The organism is Paraburkholderia sp. Clong3 (assembly GCF_050436485.1).
Taxonomy (GTDB): domain Bacteria; phylum Pseudomonadota; class Gammaproteobacteria; order Burkholderiales; family Burkholderiaceae; genus Paraburkholderia; species Paraburkholderia tuberum.
In genome coordinates this window covers 3067075-3090328 of the sequence record NZ_JBNDMH010000003.1, presented here as the reverse complement: position 1 = coordinate 3090328, position 23254 = coordinate 3067075, and the positions used below count along the sequence as shown (strand labels likewise).

The window sequence follows — 23254 nt, the reverse complement described above, 5'->3', positions numbered from 1 at the left end:
GCGCGGGAATGCGTGGTCAGGCGTTCTTCGCCCGCTGAACGCGAACCGGCAGAAACATCGCCGCCGCGAAGCACAACAAATGCAGCCCGGCCAGCAGCACGAACGTCGGCAGAAAGCGGCCGGGCTGTGCACCCGAAACACCGTGCAACGTCGACGCCATCACCATCGAAAGCAGCGTCGTCGCGAACGGACCGCCCACTCTCTGCGCGATGTTCAACGCAGTATTCGCAACCGCGAGCCTTTCTCTCCCGATCGACGAATACGCGGCCGAGATCGACGGCACGCTGATCGTCCCCTGACCGACGCCCGCAAAGAACAGACCGACCGCGGCCCATCCGGCGGAGAACGAATCAACGCTCAGCCACAGAAACACGAGCGTGCTCAGAAACGCCAGCAGTGCGCCGCTCGCCGCGAGCGCGCGGCAGCCGAGCCGCTCGGTCAACCATCCGAGCAGCGGAAACGAGCACATCATGCCGACGCCGGTTGCCGCGAGCAGGCCGCCCGCGTGCGCGGCCGACAAACCGCAGCCCGCGATCAGAAAAAGCGGCACGGCGAGCTGCCGTCCATACATGATCCCGTTCGCGAAGAACTGGGCGAGTGCGGCGACCGAGAACGTACGTGTCGCAAACATGCGCACGTCGATCAGCGCGGTATGGCCTTTGCGCGCCGCGTACAGCACGAAGCCGGCGAGAAACGCGACGCCCGCGAGCAGACACGCCAAGCCCACCGCTCGCGACGCGTCCTGAAGTCCATAGACAAGCGCGACGAGCCCAGGGGAGATCAACGCAAAGCCGGTGAAATCGAACGGTCGCTTCTGCGACTCGGCGGCATCGCGCGGCAGCAGCAACACCGCCGTCGCGACGCCGAAAGCGCCCACCGGAACATTGATGAAGAACAGCCAGGGCCAGCTCGCGTGCGCGAGCACAAGGCCGGCCAGCACCGGGCCGAGAATCGGACCGAGCAGAATGGGTAGCGCGGTGTAGCCCATCACCCGCTCGAGGTTCTTGCCGGCCACGCGTCCGATCATCATTTGTGCCATCGGCGCGAGCACACCGGCAACGAGGCCCTGGAAGATGCGCGCGCCGATCAGCTCGCCGATCGTCTGCGCCGCGCCGCACAGCATCGACGCTATCGTGAACGTCGAAAAGCAGAACAGGTACAGCCGCTTCGCGCCGATGCGGTCGACCAGCCAGCCGTTGAGCGGCAACATCAACGCCATCGCGAGCAGGTAGCCGCTGACGATCCACTGCGCGGTAGCGATCGACGCATCGAGCGTATGGCCGATCGCCGACAGCGACACGTTGACCAGCGTCGAGTCCATCTGCGACATGAACGAGCCGATCGACACGACCGCCGCGACTTTCCACACGGTCGGATCGATCCGCGTGGAAGCGGATGCGGAGGCGTGCTCGCGCATGCCGTTCATCGGTCCGCGCGTGTACAGATGAAGGTCTGGCGTTCGGTCGAGCTCATGTGCCGGCTCACGCCGCCTTGCCGCTCGCGCTCGCCGCGGCCGCAGGCTGTACCTGCTCGAGATGGCGCAGCAGCTTCGTCACCATCACGACGACGACGAACGCGAGGACCACGAAGAACAGCGCGAGCGGTGTGAGCACCTGTACCGACACGAAGCCGGCCAACCCCATCATCGCCGATGAAACCAGCAGCAGCGCGCAGCCGAGAATCGCGCTCGTCAGACCCGCGATGTGCGGGAACAGCGAGTTGCCCTTCGCCATCAGCGTCGGATACATTGCGCCGGCGCAGAAGCCCATCACGAGCACAGGCGTCGCGAGCGTCCACACGCGCAGACCGACCGTCAGCGCGAGCAGCAGCATCGCAAGCGACGCGGCCGCCATCAGCCGTGCGCCGATGCGCAGCCGCTGCTCGGCGCTCGGCAGACCCGGACCGTGCAGGCGATTCGACAGACCGCCAAGAAAGTACATCATGCCGATGCCGAGCGCGAGGTAGCCGAAGAAGGTCGGCGGCTTGTGCAGCGTGGTCTGCACCATGAACGGCCCGACGATGTTGAACACCAGCAGGATGCTGTAGCACAGGCCCTGCGCGAGGAAGCAGCTCTGGAACACGGGGCTCGCGAGCACTTTGCGCGCGTTCGCGGTCAGCGTGCGCGGTTCGAGATGGACGGGCTTCGGCAAGGTCTCGCGATAACGCCACAGCAGCGCCCACATCACCAGCGAATAGATCAGCAGAAACACGAGGCACGCGCGCCAGCCGAACGCGGTCTGCAGATGCGCGCCGATCACCGGCGCGACGATCGGCGCGAGCCCCCACGCGATCGACATGTACGTGAACGCATGCAGCAAGGCCTGACCCGCGAACGAATCGGTGATGATCGCCTTCGCCAGCAGGTTCGTGCTCGCGATGCCGAAGCCCTGCAGTGCGCGGGCGAGGATGAACGTCTCGAGATTGGGCGCCGCGAGCGACAGCAGGCAGCCTACCGTGTAGACCGTCAGACCGAACGCGAGCACGCGCTTGCGGCCATACGCGTCGGCGATCGGACCGAAGATCAGCTGACCGAACGCGTAGGCGGCCATGTAGCCGGTGACGCTGGTCTGGATCGCTTGCGGCGAGGTGCCGAAGTAGCGCGCCATCGCGGGCAGCGCGGGCACGTAGATGTCGATGGCGAGCTGTCCGGCGGACGCGAACAGGCAGATCAGGAATAGCAGGAAGCGCGGCGAGTTCGGGGCGGAGTCGGCGGAAGCGGGGTGGTCGGCGGTGGCGTGGCTCATGGGTGCATCGAAAGGGAACACTGGCGGCGCGGGCATCGGTGCGTTCGGATATCGAACGGAAAAGGCGCGAATGCCCCCGGCATTATCGCCGGGTATTGTGCCCGTGGTATGGCAGGAAATGGGATAGTCCCTGGCGGGGGTGTGGGATGGCGCGGCCGACGAGCGCGCTATCCCGCCGCAACGAGGCTCAGTTCGCGCAGTCCTCGATCGACCGCAGCAACGCGCCCTGGTCTGCCGGGTCCTGGAAGAACGCGACGAAGCTCGCATGCTCGTCGTTTGCGATGCGGCCGGAGCAGTCCTTGCCTTTGAGCGGGGGGCGAGACGCCGTCCAGATCATCGCCGTCACGGCGAGAGCCAGCACGACGCCTGTAAAGACGAGCCCGAGCAGTAACGACCTGGCGTCGTCCGATATTGCGTCTAGCCGATGCGAAGCCTCCCGCGGCTCGCAACTTCTGGTTTGACGACGGAATGGTTCAGCGCGGCGGGGCAGCACCCCACGCCGCGCATCCAGCTCAACTACTCGGATGCGATCAAGAGTCTCGTCGCAGCGGGATACGGCGCCGCGCTGCTGCCGCGGGAACCGAGCCGCTCGTCGGCCGACGCGCGCATCGTCACACGTGCGCTGCGCCCGGCGTTATGGCGACAGCTGGGCCTGGCCTTTCGCGCGGGTCCCGTGGAGCGTCCGACTCAGTATGTGCTCGACGTATTGCGGAGTTTGCGGTTGAGCTAGCGGGCTGTGTTACGTCGCCGACGCTTTCCGCCTCTCCTGCTCCTTGCGATAAAGCACGAACTCTTCCGCCAACGCTTTTGCAACGGAAGCCCTATGCGTGATTCGAGGCGGTGTCGCGGCGTATTCAATACTCAGGTCTCGATCAGATGCAGAAACTGCCTTACCCGTGGACTGCTGCCTTCACCAAAGAAGGCTTGCGGTGTCGTGTCTTCGGCAACCACGCCGCCGTCCATAAAAACAACCCGATCCGCTACATCTCGCGCAAACCGCACTTCGTGCGTGACGATCAGCATCGTCATGCCCGCTTTGGCAACGTCGCGCATGACGGTCAGGACATCCTCCCGCAGCGCTGGATCGAGAGCAGACGTGGGCTCGTCGAAGAAGATGACCTCTGGATCCATCGCGAGCGCCCGCGCGATCGCTACGCGCTGCTTCTGACCGCCGGACAGCCGTGCCGGATATTCGTTGGCTTTTGCGGCCAGGCCAACCCGTGTCAGCAGGTGAATTGCGCGCTCCGACGCTTGCGCACGAGGGACACCCTTGACGCTGACCGGACCTTCCATCACGTTTTCCAGTGCTGTCCTATGCGGAAAGAGGTTAAACGACTGGAACACCATCGCGGTGCGCTGGCGGATCGCGCGGATCTTCTTCTGATTCTGGCGTGACGGTTTTGACAAACCGTTGCATTCGACATCAATGCCGCATACTGTCACGCTGCCGGCATCCGGTACCTCGAGGAAGTTCAGCGAGCGCAGCAGCGTGGTCTTGCCCGACCCGGAGGGACCCATTACAACGACAACCTCGCCTTTCGATACGCTGAAATCGACGCCGCGCAAGACCTGGTTGTCGCCAAATGCCTTCGAAAGTCCACGGACCTCAATCGTCCTGATATCAGTATTCATACAAAACGCCTCGAAATGCGATTCTCGAGGACGGTCTGGACTATCGTGAGAATCTGGTTGATGCCCCAGTAGATCAGGCCGACCATCAGGAACATTTCCATGTAGCGGAAGGTGGAGGCGCCGACCTGGTCGGCGACGCGGGTCAGTTCTACCACCGTAATTGTCGAAGCGAGGGATGTATCTTTGATGAGTGCAATCATGCGGCTGCCGACAGGCGGAATGGCGATGCGTAGTCCTTGGGGAAGAATAACCCGCGACATGGCTTTCCAGTAACCCATGCCCAGCGACATCGCAGCTTCCCACTGGCCCTTGTCCACCGCGTTGATGCCGGAACGGAAGTTCTCGCTCAGATACGCGGCCGAAAACAGCGTGAGCGCGAGGAGCGCGGCGGGAACCGGGTCAAGTGTCAGACCGTACCGGGGCAAACCGAAATAGATCAGCAGTATCTGCACGAGCAGCGGCGTGCCACGGAAGATGGATACATATGCGAATGCGAACGCGCGTAGTGCACCTATGCTGGAGATACGAGCCAATGCGACCAGCAACCCTAGCGTCGAACCGAGCACAAACGACAACAAACCGAGAAAGAGTGTCATCAGCACCGCACTCTTTAACAGCGGAAGCGAGCGCATGAAAAGCTCGATCATGACTACTCCTTGTGCGCCTTCGCTTTGGTGATCGTGCCGGCCATATCGTAATCTTGCCCAACCCACTTCCTGGCAATGGCCTCGATCGTCCCGTCAGCCATCATGTCTGCAATCGCCTTATCGACCGCTGCGAGCAGGGCCGGTTGGCCTTTCTGCAAAGCCGGCGCTGATAGCTGGTAGATCAAGGGTTCGCCCACTTCCTTGACCGGTAAATGGTTGACGTTGGCGTACTTCATGCCGCCGAAGTGCGAGATGATGACTGCGTCGATACGTCCATTGCCCAGATCGCTGAAGACGAGTCCCCCGTTATCGTACGAACGGATGTCGGAGTCATGCAGGTGTGCTCGTGCCCATGTTTCATTGCTCGAGCCAGTGACCACTCCCACTCGCTTGCCTTTAAGGGTTTCCTTGCCCTTGATGTCTGTGTTGCCGGCGGGTACGAAAATGCGGAAATCCTCCACGCCGTATGGAACGCCGAAATCAACCTGTTGTTCCCTTTCAGGTGTAGGTGTGAGATCGTTCATCACAAGGTCGTACTTGCCCGTCTTCAACCCTTCCACGAAGTTCTTGAACGAATCGGCGACGAATACTACGTTCGGCACGCCAATGCGCTTGCCGACTTCCTTTGCAATTGCAACGTCATAGCCGACAGGTTGATTGTTTTCGTCAAGCATGCTCCATGGGGGACTACTCTGGGTGTTGGCCACGCGCAATGTGCCATTCGCCTTCACCTGCGCGAGAAGATCCGCTGCCTGCACAGTAGCGGGTGAACTGAATGCCGCGGAAAGCGTCACGAAACTCGCTACCGTGGCAAAGCGTCTCCATCCCTTGATTGATTTCATCTCGTACTCGCTCCTCCAGGTAAATTGAATTAAAAATCTACGCAGCGGTTGCCCGGGCGCGTCCGAATGCGTCAAGACCGGCATTCAGATCCGCAAGCAGCATCGCCGGGTCCTCCAGCCCGATCGAAAGGCGCACGACAGGCTGGTCGGTAAGCGGGAACGCACGCTCGGCCTGCAACGGGGCCGGGTAGTAGGCAGCGAGGCTATGCACGCCTCCCCAGCTCGCCCCGATGGGGAAATACTGGAGCGTATCGAAGAATGCGTTGAACGCGTCCTCCGCCGCGGGCTGGAGGATCAGGGAGAAGAGACACCCGCTGCTCGCAAAATCCCGCTTCCAGATGGCATGACCGGCATCGGACGGCAGTGCCGGGAACAGCACCTTGCTCACTTCCGGGTGACGTTCGAGTTCCCTCGCAATCTGCAGCGTTGAGGCGCTCTGGGCAGCGAAGCGGACCTTCAGGGTTTGCAGGCCGCGCATGACGAGGAAGCAGTCATCAGGGCTGGTCTGCTGGCCGAGAACGCTCTGCGTCTCGCGCAAGGTCGCGTAGTAATCCGCGTCGTTCATGCTGATGCAGCCCGCCAGTAGATCCGAATGACCACCAAAAAATTTCGTCGCGGCTTCGACGCTGAAATCCACACCATGTTCGAGCGGTTTGAAAGCGAGCGGGCTTGCCCAGGTGTTGTCCATCATCGTCAATACGCCGTGACGTTTCGCGACTTCGACGATCGCCGGAATGTCGGGCATCTCCATCGTCACCGTCCCCGGCGACTCCATGCAGATCATGCGGGTGTTGGGCTTGATGTACTTTTGAATCGCAGCCCCGATTGCCGGCGGATACAGTTCGACCTCGACGTCGAAGTGCGCCAGCCACTTATGCGCGAATGTCTTGAGCGCGCCGTAGCAGGCAGCGGACACCAGCAGGTGATCGCCGCCGCGCACGAAGCCCATCACGGTCGTCATCAGCGCGGATTGACCGGAAGGCGTCACCACGCAATGCGCGCCACCTTCGAGCTCGGCGATGCGGTGCTCCAGTTCACGAGCCGTTGGCGTTCCGGTGATGCCATAGCTGTAACCGTCCGGTTGCCGCTCCTTGCGGCGCGAAAACTCGGCCAGAGAATCGAATACAACCGTCGATGCCCGCATGACGGATGGGGACAGGCTGCGGAACGGCTGCGGCGCTTTCTGGGGATTGCTTGTCATCTTGCTCCCGGCGATGCCTCGTGGTGGATTGGTGATCGAAGTTTACTTTCACCCGGGATTGCATCAACATCGGAAATAATTAGCTCGATAAGTCTAGGTTATGCGAATCAGGGATATTGAAGTGTTCAGGGCGGTCATGAACGCAGGAAGCACGAGCAAGGCGGCGGCCCTGCTCGGCATTTCGCAACCGGCTGTCAGTCAGGCCATCAGGCGTCTGGAAACCATGGCGGACTTCAGCCTGTTCGAGCGGATACGCAGCCGGCTCGTTCCCACCCCAGGAAGCCGTCGCCCTGATGCGTGAGGTTGACCAGTACTTTCGCGGATTCGAGGTCATCGAGCATCGAATCCGTAGTTTGCGGTCCTACGGATTGGGCCGGATGGCGATCGCCTCTCTGCCGGCACTGGGCACAGGCTTTCTGCCACGTGTCATTGCGGCGTTCGATGCCCCGTCCAGAAACGTGCAAATTTCGCTACAGGTGATGAGTTCGCGCGAAGTGCATGAGAAGGTCTCGGCTGGACAGGTGGATTTCGGCCTGATGTCCGACGAGATGTCGATGGCCGGCCTCGAACACTCGGTGTTCGCGCGTATGCGGGCTGTCGCAGTGATGAACTCGCATCATCCTTTGGCCACGCGCCCTGTCATCGCTGTTGCGGACCTGCCTGAATTTCCTTTCATCGCGCTGAATCCCGAAGACAGCACCAGGCTACGCCTGGAAACGCAACTCACGGCACGCGAAATCCGTCTCAAGCCGGTCGTCGAGACGCCGTATTCGCACACGATCTGCGAACTGGCGCTCGCGGGAGTCGGTATAGGAATCGCTCATCCGCTCGTGACGTTGGACTTCGCAGAGCGGGGACTCGTCGTGAAGCCGATCGACATCGAGGTCATGTTCACAGGAGTGCTGGTGTTTCGCCCTGGTACCCCACTCACGGAAACCGCGAGGCAGTTCATGCGGCACATGAGAATGCAGCTCGAACGTGACCAGAAGGCGCTCAAAAGGGCGCTGGCGAATTGATCGGATAGAAATCGGACACGCTTGATCGCTACATCGCGCCTGGCCTCGTCACGTTCGACACCGCGTTCGAGCGACGGCTCGAACGCGCGCAAGCGCAAGGTGAACTCGATGCTGCCGGGCGTCCCGCGCTGATCTGCGGGACGCCCGGCAGAACATGGGCCAAAACACCAGCTAAAAGGCAGCCACGCGAGTGCGATTTGCGCGCGTGTCGTGCCTCCAAAGCCCGAAACATACTGAAACACGCAGGTTGAGCGCTTTGCGGAATAAAACGACACACTTGGGCGTTTGCCTGATACCGGTAGCGTCGATTTTCAAACAGCTTTCACGGCATTCATCGCCCTCGTGAACGGAACCCCCATGAACACCCAAGCGAATTCCCTGACCGATTCGACCGATGCCTCTCGCCCGCCGCGCTATACGCGCACCGCGATGACGCTGCACTGGCTGATCGCGTTGCTGATGTGCGTCAATGTCGTGCTCGCTCTGTCCGCCGATTCGCTGCCCGACGACTGGGTGCGTCCGGTGATCGACACGCACAAATCGATCGGCATCACGGTGCTCGGGCTCGCGCTGCTGCGCATCCTGTGGCGCGTGTCGCACAAGCCGCCGCCGTTGCCGCGCGAGTTTCCGTCGTGGGAAAAGATTGCCGCGCACCTCGCGCACTTCGCGCTGTATTTGCTGATGATTGCGTTGCCGCTGTCCGGCTGGCTGCACGATTCCGCGTGGAAAGACGCGGCCACGCATCCGATGCAGTGGTTCGGCCTGTTCCAATGGCCGCGCTTCGGCTATGTGATGCATCTCGACCCGACACTGAAAGAGACGTTGCACGATCGCTTCGGCGCGCTGCATGCGTGGCTCGGTTATGCGCTCTATGCGTTGCTGGCGATGCATATCGGCGGCGCGCTCAAGCATGAGTGGCTCGATCGCAAATCGGTATTGAAGCGCATGACGCCGTGAAGTCGCGGCGTGTTTTTGATGGCGCGCGAACACAGCTTCGCCAACTAACCGCAACCCAGCTGAACCTGAAACCCTCACCTTGAAGAAGACCCTAGAACAGGCATTCGCCGTCGCGTCGCCGCGCATTCTGCCGCGTCGCGCGACGCTATCGAGCACGCTGATCCATTCCAGCGTCGTCGTGCTGTGGGCACTGCTGTTCGCGCGAGCATTCTTTCTGCGTGGCGCGCTCGCGTGGTCGACCGGTATTGCGTATGTCGTATATGACACGTTGCTGCTCGCGTTCGTCACGTGGAAGTCGTTGCCGCTCACGCGCCGCGCGGCGCCGCTCGAAGCCGACCACGAACGGCGCGAGTTGCCGGGCATGGGTGTCATCGTCGCGTCGCGTAACGAGGCGGCCGTGTTGCCGGTCACGCTCGCCGCGCTGCTGCGGCAAACGCACGGCCCCGCGCAGATCGTGATCGCCGACGACGGCTCCACCGACGCCACCGCCGAGCTGCTCACGCAACGCTTCGGCCTCACGCCCGCCGCCGATGGCGTGCTGAGCGCGCCGAGCTCGCTGCATCCGAGCCTGTTCTGGCTGCGCGTGCCGCACGGCGGCAAGGCCCGCGCGCTGAACGCCGCGATCACCGTGATGACGACCGACACCGTGATGACCGTCGACGCCGACACGCTGCTCGACGACGACGCCACCTACGCGATGCGCGCCGCGTTCGCGAGCGAGCCGTCGCTCGTCGCGGCAGCGGGCATTCTCGTGCCGGTCTGCGGCAAGTCGCTGTCGGGCCGCGTGTTCCAGTGGTTCCAGACCTACGAGTACATGCGCAACTTCATCGCGCGTTTCGCGTGGATGCGCGCGGACAGCCTGCTGCTGATCTCGGGCGCATTCGCGTCGTTTCGGCGCGATGCGCTCGTCGCGGTCGGCGGCTTCGATCCGCAGTGTCTGGTCGAGGATTACGAACTGATTCACCGGCTGCGCCGCTATTCGGTGGATCACGAGCTCGGCTGGGACGTGCGCGTGGTCGGCGAAGCGCATGCGCGCACCGATGCGCCCGGCACCCTCGCGAGCTTTCTGCGCCAGCGCCGCCGCTGGTTCGCGGGCTTCCTGCAGACCCAGTACTGGAACCGCGACATGACCGGCAATCGGCGCTACGGCACGCTCGGCATGCTGATGCTGCCGGTCAAGGCGGTCGACACGATGCAGCCGATCTACGGCCTCACGGCATTCGCATTGCTACTCGGTTTTCTGTTCGGCGGACACGGGGCGATCGTCGTGTCGATCTTCAGCGTGATCGGCCTGAAAACGGCGATCGATCTGGCGTTTTACCTGTGGAGCATCCATCTCTACCGGCGCTGGACCGGCGAGCGCAGTGGCAACAGTCTCGGCATGGCGATGCTCGCGGCCGTTGCGGAGCCGTTCTCGTTCCAGCTCGTGCGTCATCTGGGCGCCGCGCTCGGCTGGCTGCATTTCCTGCGCGGCGGCCGCGCGTGGGGCGTGCAACGGCGCTCCGGGCTCGTCGCGCTCGACGAGGATTGAGCAGCTCGAAGTGCAGATCAATGTTTCCGTAGGGCGGGTGTGGTAAAGGTAGCTCGTCACCCTGATGCGCGCTGCCGCGCAATGTGTGCTGCGACCCATCGCGCATGCCGGCGAAAGTGCCATGCGGCGGCTGCATCAAGTAGACTGGTGAAGATGCCGCACTGCCATGCAGCGCGGCAACCTTCCATCCGCTGGTGCACGGAGGCTTGACCTATGCATGCAGTTCCCCCGCTCGAACAGGAACAGGAATCCGCAGGCGCAACGCTCGCTGCCGCGCCTGCTCAAGCCACTCACGAGGCGCCGGTGCGCGATCTGCGCCGCGTCGCCATTCATCCGGATTACTGGTACCCACTTGCGTGGTCGCATGAAGTGAAGCGCGGCAAGACGCTCGGCGTGACCTTCGCCGGCGATCCGATCGTGCTCGCGCGCACCGGGAGCGGCAAAGTGTTCGCGCTGGAAGATCGCTGCGCGCATCGGCAGGTGCCGCTGCATCAGGGCGTGGTCGACGGCGAATCGATTCGCTGCGGCTATCACGGCTGGACCTACGACTGCTCGGGCAAGTGCATCGACGTGCCGTACCTGGGCCGCGAGCGTCTACCGAACGGTGTGCGCTCGTATCCGTGTCAGGAAGTGGAGGGGCTGATCTTCGTGTTTCCCGGCGACGCCGCGCTCGCGCAGGAGCGGCCGTTGCCGGGCTTTCGCTCGGTGTCCGACCCGAAGTACAAGACGCGCCGTTTCGGCCGTCCGGTCAAGTGTCATTATTCGTTCATGCACGAGAACCTGATGGACATGAATCATCAGTTCCTGCATCGCCGCCAGATGGGGCGCATGCGCGCGCGTTCGCTCGGGCGGCGGCGCGGTGAGGGCTGGGTCGAGGTCGACTACACGTTTGCGCGCATGGAGGGGCAGCAGCCGCTAGGCGAGGCGATGGTGTTCGGCGAGAGGCGCAAGACCGGTGGCTCCGGCGACAAAGACGTCATGACGATCCGCACCGAATACCCGTTCCAGACGCTGCAAATCCGCAACGACGAGCAGACGCTGGTGATGGACCTGTGGATCGTCTATGTGCCGCTCGACCGCGAGCAGCGCACCAACCGAACGTTCGGGCTGCTGTCGATCCGCAAACCCGGCATTCCGGGTGTGATGAATCTCGCATGGCCGCTGCTGGTGTGGTTCACCGAACGCATTTTCAAGGAGGATCGCGAGATCGTCGAGGCGGAGCAGCGCGCCCACGATTCGCAGGGAGCGGACTGGAATCACGAGGTGTTCCCGGTCATCAACGACTTGCGCGCGCTGCTGCGCGAGTGCGGCGCGCCGGACCAGGTGGTCGGCGCGGGCACCGGCGATACGGCGGTGATCCGTTTCTGGGATTCGCGTCACGGCGATCCGCTCGCCAAGACCTGAGCGCGGCGCGGGTCTGTTCACCGGCGCCGCGCGCCCCGTCCCGCCACGGCTTTCCCCCTCGCCGGGAATTAATCCATCTTCCCACGGTAGACAATGCGCGGCGCGCGAGCGGCGATAATATCGCCCGGTACTTTTATTGCGCGCGAGTTTGCGCCAATCGACATTCGTCGCGTCCGCACCCGTGTACCATTGCGCTTTTTCCGAACTTCAAGACTCGCTCGTGACCACGCAACAAACCCCCACCAACTCGCGTCAATCCCTCACTCTTCTGCAGTTGCTTGGCCTGATCGGCGCCGCTGGCCTGATCGCCTCGATCGCGCTGAATCTGCTGGTCCACGCGCACTGAAGCAGCGCCCGCGTCGCGCGGGCAGCCTTGTGCCGGCGCGCGTCGCCGGCTTTCTCGAGATTTTTGATTGCCATGTACAAGAAGGGCGTAGCCGTAGAAATCCAGTTTTCCCCCGAGCGGCTCAACGACGGCGCCGGCGATCCGTACTGGATCGATCTGACCCACGACGAAGCGCAGCGCCTGCTCGACAGCCTGAAGGCGCGGCTCGCGGGAACCGGTAGCGGCACGGTCGCGCCGCTCGTCGTGAGCCTCGATGCGACGGCGCGCACGTGCGCGGCGGATGCCGCTGCGACCGGTACGCCCGATGCGCGGTCGGCCGCGAACGTCGCCACAGCCGACGACCTCAAGCAATGGGTCTGCGTGATCTGCGGCTGGGTCTACGACGAAGCCGCCGGCGTGCCGGAAGAGGGCATCGCGCCGGGCACGCGCTGGGCCGATGTGCCGGCCGACTGGCGCTGCCCGCTGTGCGATGTGGGCAAGGAAGATTTTGCGCTGGTGGAGTTTTAAGCGGCGGGCCGAGGCTCGCCTGATAAACCCGCTCTACACCGTCCCTTCCGGATAATCCGCCCCCTCGCTCGTCGCTCGCCAGGTGTCGAAATCGCCGCGCAGAAAGTCGAGCTTCCTGTACGCGAGATCGAGCGCGGTCTTGCCGAGCAGCAGCCGCAGCGGCGGCGCGTCCGACAACGCCGCATCGATGATCGCCTGCGCGGCGCGCACCGGGTCGCCGGCCTGCTTGCCGCTGCGCGCTTCGGTCTGCTTGCGGCGCTCGCCGGCGGTCGACGCATAGTCGTCGATCAAGGTTGCCGACTGCTTGATCGACGGACCCGCCCAGTTGGTGCGAAACGGCCCAGGTTCGACGATCAGCACGCCGATGCCGAGCGGTTTCACTTCCAGCGCGAGCGATTCCGACAGCCCTTCCACTGCGTACTTCGTCGCATGGTAGTAGCCGGTCGCGGCAAAACTCGCAATCCCGCCAATCGACGACACGTTGACGATCAAACCGCTGCGCTGCTCACGCATGATCGGCAGCACGGCCTTCGTGATGTCGACGAGGCCGAACACGTTGGTCTCGAACATCGCGCGGACTTCGCTGTCCTCGCCTTCCTCGATCGCGGCCAGATAACCGTAGCCCGCGTTGTTGACGAGCGCGTCGATGCGGCCGAAATGGCGCTTCGCCTGCGCGACCACGGTTTCTATCTGCGCGCGATTGGTCACGTCGAGCGGCAGCACCAGCGCGCGCTCGCCGTGCCCCTCTGCGATGTCCTTCACTTTCGATGCATCGCGTGCGGTGACGACCGCGCGCCAGCCGCGTTCGAGCACGAGCTTCGCGAGCTCGCGGCCGAAGCCGGTGGAACAGCCTGTGATCAGCCAGACGGGATTGTCTCGATTCATCATTTGGAACACTCCTGTTGAGGGTCTATGACGTGAAGACTGGGAAACGGCGCTAAAAACGGCGCCCCGATGCGGCGCAGACGCGCGGCGCGTCGGTAATCGGTATGCGGGTGATGTCAGCTCGAAGCGTGCCCGGTTCGCGCGGCGGACGGTTCGGGCGGTGGCCCCGCGCGAACGCGCGTCGCGCTGCGCGGATTCGCCGGGCGATGAAGCGGGGACGCCGCCGTGACTGCTATGAATGCGATGACCGCTTGGGGCTGGTGCGGCGCTTCAATTGTAGTCGCAGCGCGGCGGCTTCGCTTTGCAGTGCGCCGACGAACGCGTCCGCGAGCGGATGCTCGGGCCGGTGCTCGGGACGGATCACGCTGACGCGAAACGGCAGCGACGACGCGAGCGGCCGGATATGCAGATTGTGGCCCGCGAAATCGAGCGCGGTCAGCGGATTGACGATCGCAATGCCGAGCCCTTGCCGCACGAAGCTGCACACGGACACCGCGGTCGGCGTTTCGATCAGCAGGCGGCGCGCGATGTCGGCTCGCGCGAACGCTTCGTCGATTTGCAGCCGGTATGGATCGTTCGCGGACAGGCTGATGAACGCCTGATCGGCGAAATCTTTCAATGCGATCACGCGTTTCGCGAGCAGCGGGTGAGCGTCGGGCAGCACACACACTTCATCGACGGCGATGAGCGGCGTGAGCCGCGTGCCGGGCGGCGGCGCGTCGTGCTCGGTGAGGCCGAGGTCATAGCGCTGCGCGCTCAGCCATTCTTCGAGAAACGGCGACTCCTGCGTCGCGATCGATACGCTGACGCCCGGCTGCACATCGTGAAAGCGTTTGACGGCGCCCGGCAGGATCGAATGCGAAAACAACGGCAGCGCGATCACGGACAGCTGGCCACCCTTGAATTCCCGCAGCGCGGCCGCCGTCGACGCGACGCGTTCGAGCCCGACATACGCACGCTTGATCTCGTCGAACAGCGTCAGCGCGGATTGCGTGGGACGCAGCCGGCCCCGCACTCGCTCGAACAACGCGAAGCCGATGCTCTGTTCCATGCGCGCGAGTTCGCGGCTCACGGTGGGCTGCGACGTGAACAGCATCTCGGCTGCCTTGGTCACGCTGCCGGCCGTCATCAGCGCGCGGAAGATTTCGATGTGCCGGTGCGTGAGCGCCATGGTGGGTCCGTGCTATATCAAAAGTGAATAGGAGAACAATAAATTGGTATTTTACTGAATGATCGCCACGGATCATCATGTCGGCTATCGCTTTCGCAAAGCTTCGACATGCAACCGACTATGACGCCATTCGACTCCCGTCAACTCGCCGACCTCGCGCGCCAGCACGGCACGCCGCTATGGGTCTATGACGCCGACACGATCCGCCGGCGCATCGCGCAGTTGCGCAGTTTCGACACGATCCGCTACGCGCAGAAGGCCTGTTCGAACGTGCACATCCTGAGGCTGATGCGCGACGAAGGCGTGATGGTCGATGCGGTCTCTTTGGGTGAACTCGCGCGCAGTTTTGCCGCGGGTTATGCGGCTCAACCCGCATCGAACGGTGGGGCCGAAGGCGTCGTCTTCACCGCCGACGTGCTCGACCACGCGACGCTGGCCACCGTGCTCGACGAGCGAATCACGGTCAACGCCGGCTCGCCCGACATGCTCGAACGGCTCGGGAGACACGCGAGCGAAGACCATCGCGTGTGGCTGCGGATCAATCCCGGCTTCGGTCACGGCCACAGCAGCAAGACCAACACAGGCGGCGAGCACAGCAAGCACGGCATCTGGCGCGATGACCTGCCACGCGCGCTCGAACTGGTGCGGCGCTATCGGCTGAAGCTCGTCGGGCTGCATATGCATATTGGCTCGGGTGTCGATTACGCGCATCTCGCGAAAGTGTGCGATGCGATGGTCGATGCGGTGTCGCAACTCGATCGGGATATCGAGGCGATTTCCGCGGGTGGTGGTTTGTCGGTGCCGTATCGCGATGGCGAGCTGAGTGTCGATACCGCGCATTATTTCCGGCTGTGGGACGACGCGCGGCGCCGCATCGAAGCACGCGTCGGGCATCGCGTGCGACTCGAAATCGAACCGGGGCGCTTTCTGGTCGCGCAGGCAGGTGTACTCGTCGCCGAAGTGCACGCGCTGAACCGGCGGCCGTCGCGGCAATTCGCGTTGCTCGATGCGGGCTTCAACGACCTGGTGCGGCCGTCTTACTACGGCAGTTATCACGAGATCAGCGTGCTTCGGCGCAACGGCACGCCGAGCGATGCGCCGGCCGGCTCGTTCAGCGTGGCGGGGCCACTGTGCGAAGCCGGCGACGTGTTCACGCAGGCGCAAGGCGGTGTCGTCACGAGCCGGTCGATGCCCGCGCCTCGAGTGGGCGACCTGCTCGTGTTCCATGACACAGGCGCGTACGGCGCGTCGATGTCATCGAACTACAACAGCCGGCCGCTCGCGCCCGAGGTGCTGATCGAGCGCGGCAACGCGCGGCTGATCCGGCGCAGGCAGCGCATCGAAGAATTGATAGCGCTCGAAGCAACGGCGGCTTGAGCGGCGCATTGGAGTTCAACGCTCAACACTCAACGCTCAACGCTCAACGCTCAACGCTCAATGCGCCCGCACCGCGCGCGCGTACGACGCGATCATCGTCGCGAACTCCTGCGCGGCTGGGGTCAGCGGAATCGCGGCGCGTTGCAGCAGACAGACGTTCTGCTGCAACGCGCGCTCGCGCACGGGGATCGTCGTCAGCACGTCCGCGAACGGCCCGCGCTTCGCGATGACCGATGATTCGAGCGACAGGCAATCGGTCGCGGCTACCAGGTGCAGCGTCTCGTACAAGCCCTCGACGGTCGCGACGATCTTCGGCGGCGGCAAGCCGTAGCTGTCGAACAGATGGCTCAACCGGTTGACGTGCGGCTCCTCGGTCAGATTCGGCGAGCGCGTCGTCACCCACGTGCAATCGACGAGTTCGGCGAGCGACTTCGCGCGCGCCTTCGGATGACCGCGCCGGCACACGATTACCGGGTCGGACGGATAGAGCGGCGTGACCGACAGATCGGCGGTGTCGGTCTGCCTCGATACGAGCGCGACAGCGAAATCGAGCGTGCCTTCGCGGATCCACGAAATCATCATGCGCGACGTGCCCGTGCGCAGATGCACGGCGACGCGCTCGAAGCGCGCACGAAATTCCATCAGCACGGGCGCGAACGCGTCGACGAGCGGCTCTGTCGTCATGCCGAACGTGACCTCGCCCACGTAGTCGCCGCGCAGTTGCCGCACGTCCTCCTCGGCACGCTCGCATTCACCGAGGATCGCGCCGGCCCGCTGCAGCAGCCGCTGGCCCAGCGCGGTCAGCGCAATGCCGCGATTGGTGCGCGTGAACAGCGTCGCGCCGAGCATCGATTCGAGGTTCTGCAACTGCTGCGTGATGCCGCTTTGCGCGATGCCGAGCGCGCGCGACGCCGCGCGGATGCTGCCATGCTCGGCGACCGCCGTGAACGCGCGCAGCTGGGAAATCGTCAATGCCATGGCGTCAGGGTTTGATGATCGGTAAAAGTGATCATGATAGTCCGAACGGGACTTCTTTGAGGCGCCACAGCGGCTTACGATCACGCTGTCCTGATCCGCTCATCGTCGCCTTCCATGAAAACTCCACTGATCACTCTCTGCGCCGCGCTGGCTTTCAGCAGCGGCGCGTTCGCCGCTGACGCCAACACGTTGCGCCTCGGCATCGATCCGACCTATCCGCCGATGGACTCGAAGGCGCCCGATGGCAGCCTGAAGGGCTTCGACGTCGATCTCGGCAACGAGATTTGCCGGCGCATCCACGCGCATTGTCAGTGGGTCGAACTCGAGTTTTCGGGCATGATTCCGGCGCTGCAGGCGCGCAAGATCGACGCGGTGCTGTCGTCGATGGCGATCACCGAGAAGCGCGAGCAGCAGATTCTGTTTTCGTCGAAGCTGTTCCAGTTCAAGTCGCGGCTGATCGCGCGGCAAGGCTCGTCGCTCGCGCCTACGGCGAGCGGACTTGCCGGCAAGCAGATCGGCGTGCAGTCGGGCACCCAGTTCGAGGGCTACGCACTGAAGAACTGGACGCCGCTCGGCGCGAACGTGGTCGCCTACAAGAGCCAGGACGAGGTGTTCGCCGATCTGCAGAACGGCCGGCTCGACGGCGCGTTGCTCGGCACCGTCGAGGCCGATTACGGCTTCCTGCGCACGCCCGCTGGCAAGGGCTTCGCGTTTGTCGGCGAGCCGCTTTCGATGGGAGATCGCGGCGTCGGCATCGGCTTGCGCAAGGACGAAACCGCGGTGCAGGCATCGATCAACGCGGCGATCGCGTCGATGCGCAAAGACGGCACCTATGCGCAGATCGCGAAGAAGTACTTCGACTTCGATCCGTACGGCAATTGATGCAGATTTCCAACATTATCTTCACGGCTTTCCATTCATGAACAGGCAATCGATTCCGCTTGTGTCGCCAGCCATCGGCACGCACCGCGAACTGGTGTCGTTTCATTTCGGCCCGGCCAATAGCGGGCAGAAGATCTACATCCAGGCGTCGCTGCATGCCGACGAAACGCCCGCGATGCTGACCACGGTGCTGCTGAAGCGGCGTCTGCGGGAGCTCGAGGAAGCCGGCGCGCTGAGCGCTCAAATCGTGCTCGTGCCGGTGTCGAATCCGGTCGGGCTCAGTCAATACGTGCTCGGGCAGTTCATCGGCCGCTTCGATCTCGGCAGTGGCAAGAACTTCAACCGGCATTTCGTGCAGTTCGCAAAGCTCGTCGCGAATGCGAAAGAGGCGCTCGGCGCCGACGCGAACGAGAACCGCCGCATCGTGCGCGAGCTGCTCGCGGCCGAACTCGCGCAACAGAAGCCGCTGACCGAATTCGAGTCGCTGCAACTGGCGCTCCTGAAGTTGTCGTGCGACGCGGACGTCGTGATCGATCTGCATTGCTCGCTCGAAGCGGCAATGCATGTGTACACGAGCGAATCCGCTTGGGCCGAGTTCGAGCCGCTGTCGCGCTATCTCGGTGCAGAGGCGTCGTTGCTCGCGACCGATTCGGGCGGCGGCGCGTTCGACGAAACCCACAGCCTGCTGTGGTGGACGTTGCAGCAGCAGATGCCGGCGAGCAAGCCGCTGCCGACCGGCGCGATCGCGGTGACGGTCGAATGCCGCGGCCAGCGCGACGTGTCGTATGAAGTCGCGCAGCAGGATGCCGACGCGCTCGTCGACTATCTGGTGTGGCGCGGCGCGATTCGGGGCGAGGCCAAGCCGTTGCCGCCGCTGCTGTCGCCGGCGACGCCGCTCGCGGGCAGCGAGCAGTTCTATGCGCCGGTGAGCGGGATTCTCGTGCACCGCGCGAAGATCGGCGACAAGATCCGCGTCGGCCAGCCGCTGTTCGATATCGTCGATCCGCTGACCGACGAGACGACCACGATCGCGAGCCAGACCGAAGGGGTGCTGTACATGCGGCGCGCGATCCGTTTCGCGACGGCCGGTGCGCCGCTCGGTCGCGTGACCGGCACGCGGCCGATCCGAACGGGCGTATTGCTGGGCGCCTGATCGCGTAACGGCTATGCCGGACTCGGCATCCAGGGGCCGCCTCGACGCCTCACGCGACGGTGCTGACGTGCGCCTCAGCCGCCTTGCTGCGAAGTCGCCGGCGCCGCCCGGCCGGCGATCCGGCGCCTCGCCTGTTGTGCGGATTTAATCTCTTTCAGCCACGAAAAAGCCCAAGCCCGCGTCGGGATAAAGGCCGATACTCGTCGTCATACTCAACGTGTGTCGGCGCGGCCGGCTTTTTGAAGGAGACGGACAAAGTGAGCAAGGCTATCCAATGGAGCGGGGTGTTTCCCGCCGTCAGCACCCAGTTCAAGCCGGATTTTTCGCTCGACATCGACGCGACGCACCGCGTGGTCAGCAATCTCGTCAAGGACGGCGTGTCGGGTCTGGTGGTCTGCGGCACGGTTGGCGAAAACACCTCGCTGAATACGTCGGAAAAACTGCAGGTGATCGAGGCCGCGCGCGACGCGGCTGGCGGCAAGGTGCCGGTCGTCGCGGGTGTCGCCGAGTTCACGACCGAGTTCGCGCGGCAGACGGTGCGTGAAGCCGCGCGTGTCGGCGTCGACGGCGTGATGGTCATGCCGGCGCTCGTCTATTCCGCGAAGCCGCACGAAACCGCCGCGCATTTCCGCTCGGTCGCGACCAGCACCGATCTGCCGGTGATGATCTACAACAACCCGCCGATCTACAAGAACGACGTCACGCCGGACGTGCTGATCGCACTGCAGGACTGCGAGAACATCGTCTGCTTCAAGGATTCGTCGGGCGATACGCGACGCTTCATCGATCTGCGCAACGCGGTGGGCGACCGCTTCGTGCTGTTCGCCGGCCTCGACGACGTCGTCGTCGAAAGCATCGCGGTCGGTGCGCAAGGGTGGGTGTCGGGCATGTCGAACGCGTTCCCGAAGGAGGGCGAGACGCTGTTCCGCCTCGCCACGCAGAAGCGTTTCGATGAAGCGCTGTCGCTGTACCGCTGGTTCATGCCGCTGTTGCACCTCGACGCGCGCCCCGACCTCGTGCAATGCATCAAGCTGTGCGAGGAACTGCTCGGCCGCGGCAGCGCTGTCACGCGTCCGCCGCGCCTCGCGCTGCAAGGCGACGCGCTCGCCGAAGTCAAAGACATCGTCGCCAAGGCGCTCGCCACGCGTCCGGCGCTGCCGGACGTCGGTCTCTAAGCACCGCGGTTCAATACGAGCCTTAAAAAACATCGGCACCCTGTCCGCCACGTAGGCGGGACAGGATGCCGAATCTTACTGCGAGTAAGCAGGGCTGGCGGTGGTTGCCTCAACTCGCGCTCAGCACCGGCGCAACCGCAGCCGGATCGCTGATACTCGGCCGGCCGTTCTCGACGTGACCGGCAAAGCGGCGCGAGAAGCTCGCGTCGTCACTGCTCGTCACCGTCAGGTCGTACCAGTGATGGCTCGACGCAAGCACCCAGTCTTCTTCGATACGCGCATTGGCCGGCACGACCACGGTACGCGGGCGCGCGCCGTACGCGTTGTCGATCACCGTCAGATGCGCGATGCCGCCGCCGCTGTTGGTGAACTTCAGGAACACGTTGCCATTCGCGACGTCGTATTGCGCGGTCACTTCAGGCCGCGCCGGCTGGTTGTCGCCATGACCGTTGCCATGGCCATTCTGCGTGCTTTGCGTGCTCGCCTGGGTGTTGCCCGCGAACTTGCGCACGAAGCCGTTCGGGCCGAACACGTCGAATGCATACACGCCGTTCGTCGTGCTCAGGTCGAACGTGTCGCTGAGCGACTTGCCCGCTTCGACCGTGTAGCGCCACGGACCGTCGGTGCGATTCGTCGCGTACACGTAGAAGTGCGCGCCCTGGTCGCCGGTGTTGCCGATCGTGATTTCGAACGTGTCGTTGCCCGCGTTCGCCGCGCCGTTCACATGCAGTTCGTACGGCAACGCGCGCGCGAAACGGATGCCCGCTTCCTGCGCATCGACCGGAGTCGGCGTCGTCGGCACGGTCGGCTTCGGTTGCGTCTTGCACTGGTTGTCGGCCATGCTCATGTAGTTGCTGGTGTCCGGCAGCGACGGCATCTTCGCATCCGGCGTGCGGAAGTCGAATGCGGTGGTCAGGTCGCCGCACACCGCGCGACGCCATGCCGTGATGTTCGGCTCATGCACGCCGAAGCGCGTTTCGATGAAGCGGATCACGGACGTGTGATCGAACACCTGCGAGCACACGAAGCCACCCTTGGTCCACGGCGACACGATCGTCATCGGCACGCGCGGGCCGAGGCCATACGGATAGCCGTCGGCGGTGTAGCTGCCGCCGCGCAGCGGATTGACGACATTGTGGATCTCGCCGTCGGTCGTCACCGTCGACTTGCCCTGGGTGGAGGTCGTCGGCGGTTGCGGCGGCACGAGGTGATCGAAGAAGCCGTCGTTCTCGTCGTACATGATGAAGAGCACGGTCTTGCTCCACACCTCGGGGTTCGACGTCAGCGCGTCGAGAATCTGCGACGTGTATTCGGCGCCGTACGCGGGCGTGTAGCTCGGATGCTCCGAGTAGGCGGCCGGCGGGCACAGCCACGACACCTGCGGCAGCTGGTTCGCGAGCACGTCGGCTTTCAGGTCGTCGATCGTGCGCACGGTTTGCGCGCGCTGGTAGAGCGGGGAACCCGGCTGCGCGTTGATGAAGTTCGTGAAGTTCTGCAGGATGTTGGTGCCGTAATTGCCGTTCAGCGGATCGGCGCCCGACGTGCCCTGCTGATAGATCTGCCACGAAATGCCCGCGGCCTGCAGACGCTCCGGATACGTGGTCCACGACAGCAACTGATAGTTCGGCGGACCATCGCCGTCGACCCAGTCGTTGTTGTCGAGCAGCGGGCCGCCCATCGTGCCGGTCGGGTCGACCATGCCGGTCATCAGATACGCGCGGTTCGGGTGCGTCGGTCCCGGCAACGAGCAGAAGTACGCATCGCAGATCGTGAACGCGTCGGCGAGCGCGTAGTGGAACGGGATATCGCTACGCAGGTGGTAGCCCATCGTCATGTCCGTCTTGTTGGCGGGCCACTGGTCGTAGCGGCCGCCGTCGATCGCATATTGGGTCTTGTACCACGAGTGATCGAGATCGCCGACGCACTGCGCGCTCGTCGTCGCGGTGTTCAGATGGAACGGCAGCACCGGCTTGGTCGGGTCTTCCTTCGACGGCTGATTCCACACCGGCAGGCCGCTCGGCAGCGGAATCGGGAAGCGGTCGTTATAGCCGCGCACGCCGCGCAGATGGCCGAAGTAGTGGTCGAACGAGCGGTTCTCCTGCATGAACACGACGATGTGCTCGACATCGCGAATCGTGCCCGTGCGCGAAAACGCAGGCACGGCGAGCGCGTTGCGGATCGACTCGGGCAATGCGGTCATCGCGGCGGCGGCGCCCGCGGATGAAGCCACGGTTTGCAGGAAACGGCGACGGCTAGTTGATGTCATCGAATATCACCTTCTGCGTAGGGGAAGAATGGCGCGCGTGAGCGTGCTTTGGGGTGTTTCGTTGTCGGTTACGCGTTGCTCTTGCTGATCAGTTGCGAACTAGTTGTTCGCGCTGTCGCCGGGCGCGTAGCGCATGACCGGCGCGACCTGCTGGCTGTCGGCCGCGAGACTGGCCTGCATGTTTTGCCTGATCGCGTCGGTGGCGGCTGCGCCACTTGCCGCGTTGCTCGCCGTGTTGTTCGCCGTGTTGTCCGCGAATGGCGCTGAGGCGTTGGGAGTCGCCACTGCCGCTGCCGCCATTGCGGGTCGTTGCGCCGCGTCGTTCGGCGCAAGGCTCGTGGTCGTCGCGTTGCTCGTGGAAGAGGAGTCGTCCGCGCCGCAACCGTTCAACGCTATCGTGGCAAGCGCCAGCAATGCGGCGCTCGCGATGCAACTGATTTTTCTCATGTCTGCATCCGGTTCGATGAAAGCGGGTGCAGTCTCCATTCCTTTCAAGAAATAATTGTGAAACGTTTGCGCCCGGCATAACTTTCGATAAAT

23 protein-coding genes and 1 pseudogene are annotated in these 23254 nt (G+C 63.8%); 12 read left to right on the top strand and 12 right to left on the bottom strand.

The features are described 5' to 3' along the window. Window positions 1-16: 16 nt before the first annotated feature. The 3 genes from OKW30_RS37640 to OKW30_RS37630 all read right to left on the bottom strand — a co-directional run bounded on the left by OKW30_RS37640 (window position 17) and on the right by OKW30_RS37630 (window position 3090). Window positions 17-1417, bottom strand: coding sequence for a DHA2 family efflux MFS transporter permease subunit (locus OKW30_RS37640; RefSeq protein WP_429349137.1), 1401 nt, complete (start codon window positions 1415-1417; stop codon window positions 17-19). Between the two features lie 64 nt (window positions 1418-1481). Then, window positions 1482-2744, bottom strand: a complete 1263-nt coding sequence (locus OKW30_RS37635; protein WP_184073506.1) for a multidrug effflux MFS transporter — start codon at window positions 2742-2744, stop codon at window positions 1482-1484. 187 nt (window positions 2745-2931) lie between these two features. Next, window positions 2932-3090 carry a hypothetical protein gene (locus OKW30_RS37630; protein WP_429349243.1) on the bottom strand — a complete coding sequence of 53 codons (159 nt, stop codon included), beginning with the start codon at window positions 3088-3090 and terminating at the stop codon, window positions 2932-2934. Window positions 3091-3195: 105 nt separating this feature from the next. Here OKW30_RS37630 and OKW30_RS37625 point away from each other — a divergent pair. Further along, window positions 3196-3474, top strand: a pseudogene (locus OKW30_RS37625) (LysR family transcriptional regulator substrate-binding protein); the annotation flags it as partial. Between the two features lie 131 nt (window positions 3475-3605). On the opposite strand, the gene OKW30_RS37620 reads toward OKW30_RS37625, so the two are convergent. The 4 genes from OKW30_RS37620 to metC are packed head-to-tail and all read right to left on the bottom strand — an operon-like array spanning window position 3606 to window position 7009. After that, window positions 3606-4376 (bottom strand): amino acid ABC transporter ATP-binding protein, encoded by a 771-nt coding sequence (locus tag OKW30_RS37620; RefSeq protein WP_429291889.1) that lies wholly within the window; start codon window positions 4374-4376, stop codon window positions 3606-3608. Next, entirely contained in the window at window positions 4373-5023 is a 651-nt protein-coding gene (locus tag OKW30_RS37615; RefSeq protein WP_090808002.1) for an amino acid ABC transporter permease, read from the bottom strand. Before OKW30_RS37615 ends, OKW30_RS37620 begins: the two co-directional genes overlap by 4 nt. A 2-nt stretch (window positions 5024-5025) precedes the next feature. After that, window positions 5026-5865, bottom strand: a complete 840-nt coding sequence (locus OKW30_RS37610) for an ABC transporter substrate-binding protein (protein WP_262421566.1) — start codon at window positions 5863-5865, stop codon at window positions 5026-5028. A gap of 37 nt (window positions 5866-5902) precedes the next feature. Further along, the gene (metC, locus tag OKW30_RS37605; protein WP_429349177.1) at window positions 5903-7009 is read right to left on the bottom strand and encodes a cystathionine beta-lyase; all 1107 of its coding nucleotides are present in this window, start codon (window positions 7007-7009) and stop codon (window positions 5903-5905) included. Between the two features lie 193 nt (window positions 7010-7202). On the opposite strand from metC, the gene OKW30_RS37600 reads away from it, so the two are divergent. The 7 genes from OKW30_RS37600 to OKW30_RS37570 all read left to right on the top strand — a co-directional run bounded on the left by OKW30_RS37600 (window position 7203) and on the right by OKW30_RS37570 (window position 12827). Next, window positions 7203-7367 (top strand): helix-turn-helix domain-containing protein, encoded by a 165-nt coding sequence (locus tag OKW30_RS37600; protein WP_429349136.1) that lies wholly within the window; start codon window positions 7203-7205, stop codon window positions 7365-7367. Window positions 7368-7443: 76 nt separating this feature from the next. Continuing rightward, window positions 7444-8082, top strand: coding sequence for a LysR substrate-binding domain-containing protein (locus tag OKW30_RS37595; RefSeq protein ID WP_429349135.1), 639 nt, complete (start codon window positions 7444-7446; stop codon window positions 8080-8082). A 357-nt stretch (window positions 8083-8439) separates the two neighbouring features. Continuing rightward, window positions 8440-9039, top strand: a complete 600-nt coding sequence (locus OKW30_RS37590) for a cytochrome b (RefSeq protein WP_090807993.1) — start codon at window positions 8440-8442, stop codon at window positions 9037-9039. 79 nt (window positions 9040-9118) lie between these two features. Continuing rightward, entirely contained in the window at window positions 9119-10570 is a 1452-nt protein-coding gene (locus tag OKW30_RS37585) for a glycosyltransferase family 2 protein (protein WP_429349134.1), read from the top strand. 213 nt (window positions 10571-10783) lie between these two features. Next, window positions 10784-11974, top strand: a complete 1191-nt coding sequence (locus tag OKW30_RS37580; RefSeq protein ID WP_090807989.1) for an aromatic ring-hydroxylating oxygenase subunit alpha — start codon at window positions 10784-10786, stop codon at window positions 11972-11974. Between the two features lie 220 nt (window positions 11975-12194). Next, entirely contained in the window at window positions 12195-12320 is a 126-nt protein-coding gene (locus OKW30_RS37575; RefSeq protein WP_429349133.1) for a hypothetical protein, read from the top strand. Between the two features lie 72 nt (window positions 12321-12392). Continuing rightward, on the top strand, window positions 12393-12827 hold the full coding sequence (locus OKW30_RS37570; protein WP_429349132.1) for a rubredoxin: 435 nt from the start codon (window positions 12393-12395) through the stop codon (window positions 12825-12827). 33 nt (window positions 12828-12860) lie between these two features. On the opposite strand, the gene OKW30_RS37565 is transcribed toward OKW30_RS37570, so the two are convergent. Together OKW30_RS37565 and OKW30_RS37560 are read right to left on the bottom strand one after the other, a co-directional pair. Next, complete coding sequence (locus tag OKW30_RS37565) at window positions 12861-13715, bottom strand: oxidoreductase (protein WP_187630024.1); 855 nt, start codon at window positions 13713-13715, stop codon at window positions 12861-12863. 229 nt (window positions 13716-13944) lie between these two features. Continuing rightward, complete coding sequence (locus tag OKW30_RS37560; RefSeq protein WP_429349131.1) at window positions 13945-14883, bottom strand: LysR family transcriptional regulator; 939 nt, start codon at window positions 14881-14883, stop codon at window positions 13945-13947. A gap of 120 nt (window positions 14884-15003) precedes the next feature. Between OKW30_RS37560 and lysA the strand changes: the two genes are divergently transcribed. Next, window positions 15004-16260 carry a diaminopimelate decarboxylase gene (gene lysA, locus OKW30_RS37555; protein ID WP_429349130.1) on the top strand — a complete coding sequence of 419 codons (1257 nt, stop codon included), beginning with the start codon at window positions 15004-15006 and terminating at the stop codon, window positions 16258-16260. A gap of 57 nt (window positions 16261-16317) precedes the next feature. Here lysA and OKW30_RS37550 read toward each other — a convergent pair whose 3' ends face one another. Then, window positions 16318-17238, bottom strand: a complete 921-nt coding sequence (locus OKW30_RS37550) for a LysR substrate-binding domain-containing protein (protein WP_429349129.1) — start codon at window positions 17236-17238, stop codon at window positions 16318-16320. A gap of 114 nt (window positions 17239-17352) precedes the next feature. On the opposite strand from OKW30_RS37550, the gene OKW30_RS37545 reads away from it, so the two are divergent. The 3 genes from OKW30_RS37545 (at window position 17353) to OKW30_RS37535 (ending at window position 20448) form a co-directional block, all read left to right on the top strand. Further along, the gene (locus OKW30_RS37545) at window positions 17353-18120 is read left to right on the top strand and encodes a transporter substrate-binding domain-containing protein (RefSeq protein WP_184030587.1); all 768 of its coding nucleotides are present in this window, start codon (window positions 17353-17355) and stop codon (window positions 18118-18120) included. Between the two features lie 37 nt (window positions 18121-18157). Further along, window positions 18158-19273 carry a succinylglutamate desuccinylase/aspartoacylase family protein gene (locus tag OKW30_RS37540; protein WP_429349128.1) on the top strand — a complete coding sequence of 372 codons (1116 nt, stop codon included), beginning with the start codon at window positions 18158-18160 and terminating at the stop codon, window positions 19271-19273. A 257-nt stretch (window positions 19274-19530) separates the two neighbouring features. Then, window positions 19531-20448: a dihydrodipicolinate synthase family protein gene (locus tag OKW30_RS37535; protein ID WP_429349127.1), complete on the top strand. Its 918-nt coding sequence runs from the start codon at window positions 19531-19533 to the stop codon at window positions 20446-20448. A gap of 109 nt (window positions 20449-20557) precedes the next feature. Here the strand turns inward: OKW30_RS37535 and OKW30_RS37530 are convergent, their stop codons facing one another. Both OKW30_RS37530 and OKW30_RS37525 read right to left on the bottom strand, forming a co-directional pair. Next, on the bottom strand, window positions 20558-22714 hold the full coding sequence (locus tag OKW30_RS37530; RefSeq protein WP_429349126.1) for a phosphocholine-specific phospholipase C: 2157 nt from the start codon (window positions 22712-22714) through the stop codon (window positions 20558-20560). A gap of 99 nt (window positions 22715-22813) precedes the next feature. Continuing rightward, the gene (locus OKW30_RS37525) at window positions 22814-23161 is read right to left on the bottom strand and encodes a hypothetical protein (RefSeq protein ID WP_429349125.1); all 348 of its coding nucleotides are present in this window, start codon (window positions 23159-23161) and stop codon (window positions 22814-22816) included. Between the last annotated feature and the right edge of the window lie 93 nt (window positions 23162-23254).

What these genes read in the sequence shown, in the direction of transcription:
- OKW30_RS37640 (WP_429349137.1), bottom strand. Translation starts at nt 1,417, where the DNA reads ATGCGCGAGCACGCCTCCGCATCCGCTTCCACGCGGATCGATCCGACC.
- OKW30_RS37635 (WP_184073506.1), bottom strand. Translation starts at nt 2,744, where the DNA reads ATGAGCCACGCCACCGCCGACCACCCCGCTTCCGCCGACTCCGCCCCG.
- OKW30_RS37620 (WP_429291889.1), bottom strand. Translation starts at nt 4,376, where the DNA reads ATGAATACTGATATCAGGACGATTGAGGTCCGTGGACTTTCGAAGGCA.
- OKW30_RS37615 (WP_090808002.1), bottom strand. Translation starts at nt 5,023, where the DNA reads ATGATCGAGCTTTTCATGCGCTCGCTTCCGCTGTTAAAGAGTGCGGTG.
- OKW30_RS37610 (WP_262421566.1), bottom strand. Translation starts at nt 5,865, where the DNA reads ATGAAATCAATCAAGGGATGGAGACGCTTTGCCACGGTAGCGAGTTTC.
- metC (WP_429349177.1), bottom strand. Translation starts at nt 7,009, where the DNA reads ATGCGGGCATCGACGGTTGTATTCGATTCTCTGGCCGAGTTTTCGCGC.
- OKW30_RS37600 (WP_429349136.1), top strand. Translation starts at nt 7,203, where the DNA reads ATGAACGCAGGAAGCACGAGCAAGGCGGCGGCCCTGCTCGGCATTTCG.
- OKW30_RS37595 (WP_429349135.1), top strand. Translation starts at nt 7,444, where the DNA reads ATGGCGATCGCCTCTCTGCCGGCACTGGGCACAGGCTTTCTGCCACGT.
- OKW30_RS37590 (WP_090807993.1), top strand. Translation starts at nt 8,440, where the DNA reads ATGAACACCCAAGCGAATTCCCTGACCGATTCGACCGATGCCTCTCGC.
- OKW30_RS37580 (WP_090807989.1), top strand. Translation starts at nt 10,784, where the DNA reads ATGCATGCAGTTCCCCCGCTCGAACAGGAACAGGAATCCGCAGGCGCA.
- OKW30_RS37570 (WP_429349132.1), top strand. Translation starts at nt 12,393, where the DNA reads ATGTACAAGAAGGGCGTAGCCGTAGAAATCCAGTTTTCCCCCGAGCGG.
- OKW30_RS37565 (WP_187630024.1), bottom strand. Translation starts at nt 13,715, where the DNA reads ATGATGAATCGAGACAATCCCGTCTGGCTGATCACAGGCTGTTCCACC.
- OKW30_RS37560 (WP_429349131.1), bottom strand. Translation starts at nt 14,883, where the DNA reads ATGGCGCTCACGCACCGGCACATCGAAATCTTCCGCGCGCTGATGACG.
- lysA (WP_429349130.1), top strand. Translation starts at nt 15,004, where the DNA reads ATGACGCCATTCGACTCCCGTCAACTCGCCGACCTCGCGCGCCAGCAC.
- OKW30_RS37550 (WP_429349129.1), bottom strand. Translation starts at nt 17,238, where the DNA reads ATGGCATTGACGATTTCCCAGCTGCGCGCGTTCACGGCGGTCGCCGAG.
- OKW30_RS37545 (WP_184030587.1), top strand. Translation starts at nt 17,353, where the DNA reads ATGAAAACTCCACTGATCACTCTCTGCGCCGCGCTGGCTTTCAGCAGC.
- OKW30_RS37540 (WP_429349128.1), top strand. Translation starts at nt 18,158, where the DNA reads ATGAACAGGCAATCGATTCCGCTTGTGTCGCCAGCCATCGGCACGCAC.
- OKW30_RS37530 (WP_429349126.1), bottom strand. Translation starts at nt 22,714, where the DNA reads ATGACATCAACTAGCCGTCGCCGTTTCCTGCAAACCGTGGCTTCATCC.
- OKW30_RS37525 (WP_429349125.1), bottom strand. Translation starts at nt 23,161, where the DNA reads ATGAGAAAAATCAGTTGCATCGCGAGCGCCGCATTGCTGGCGCTTGCC.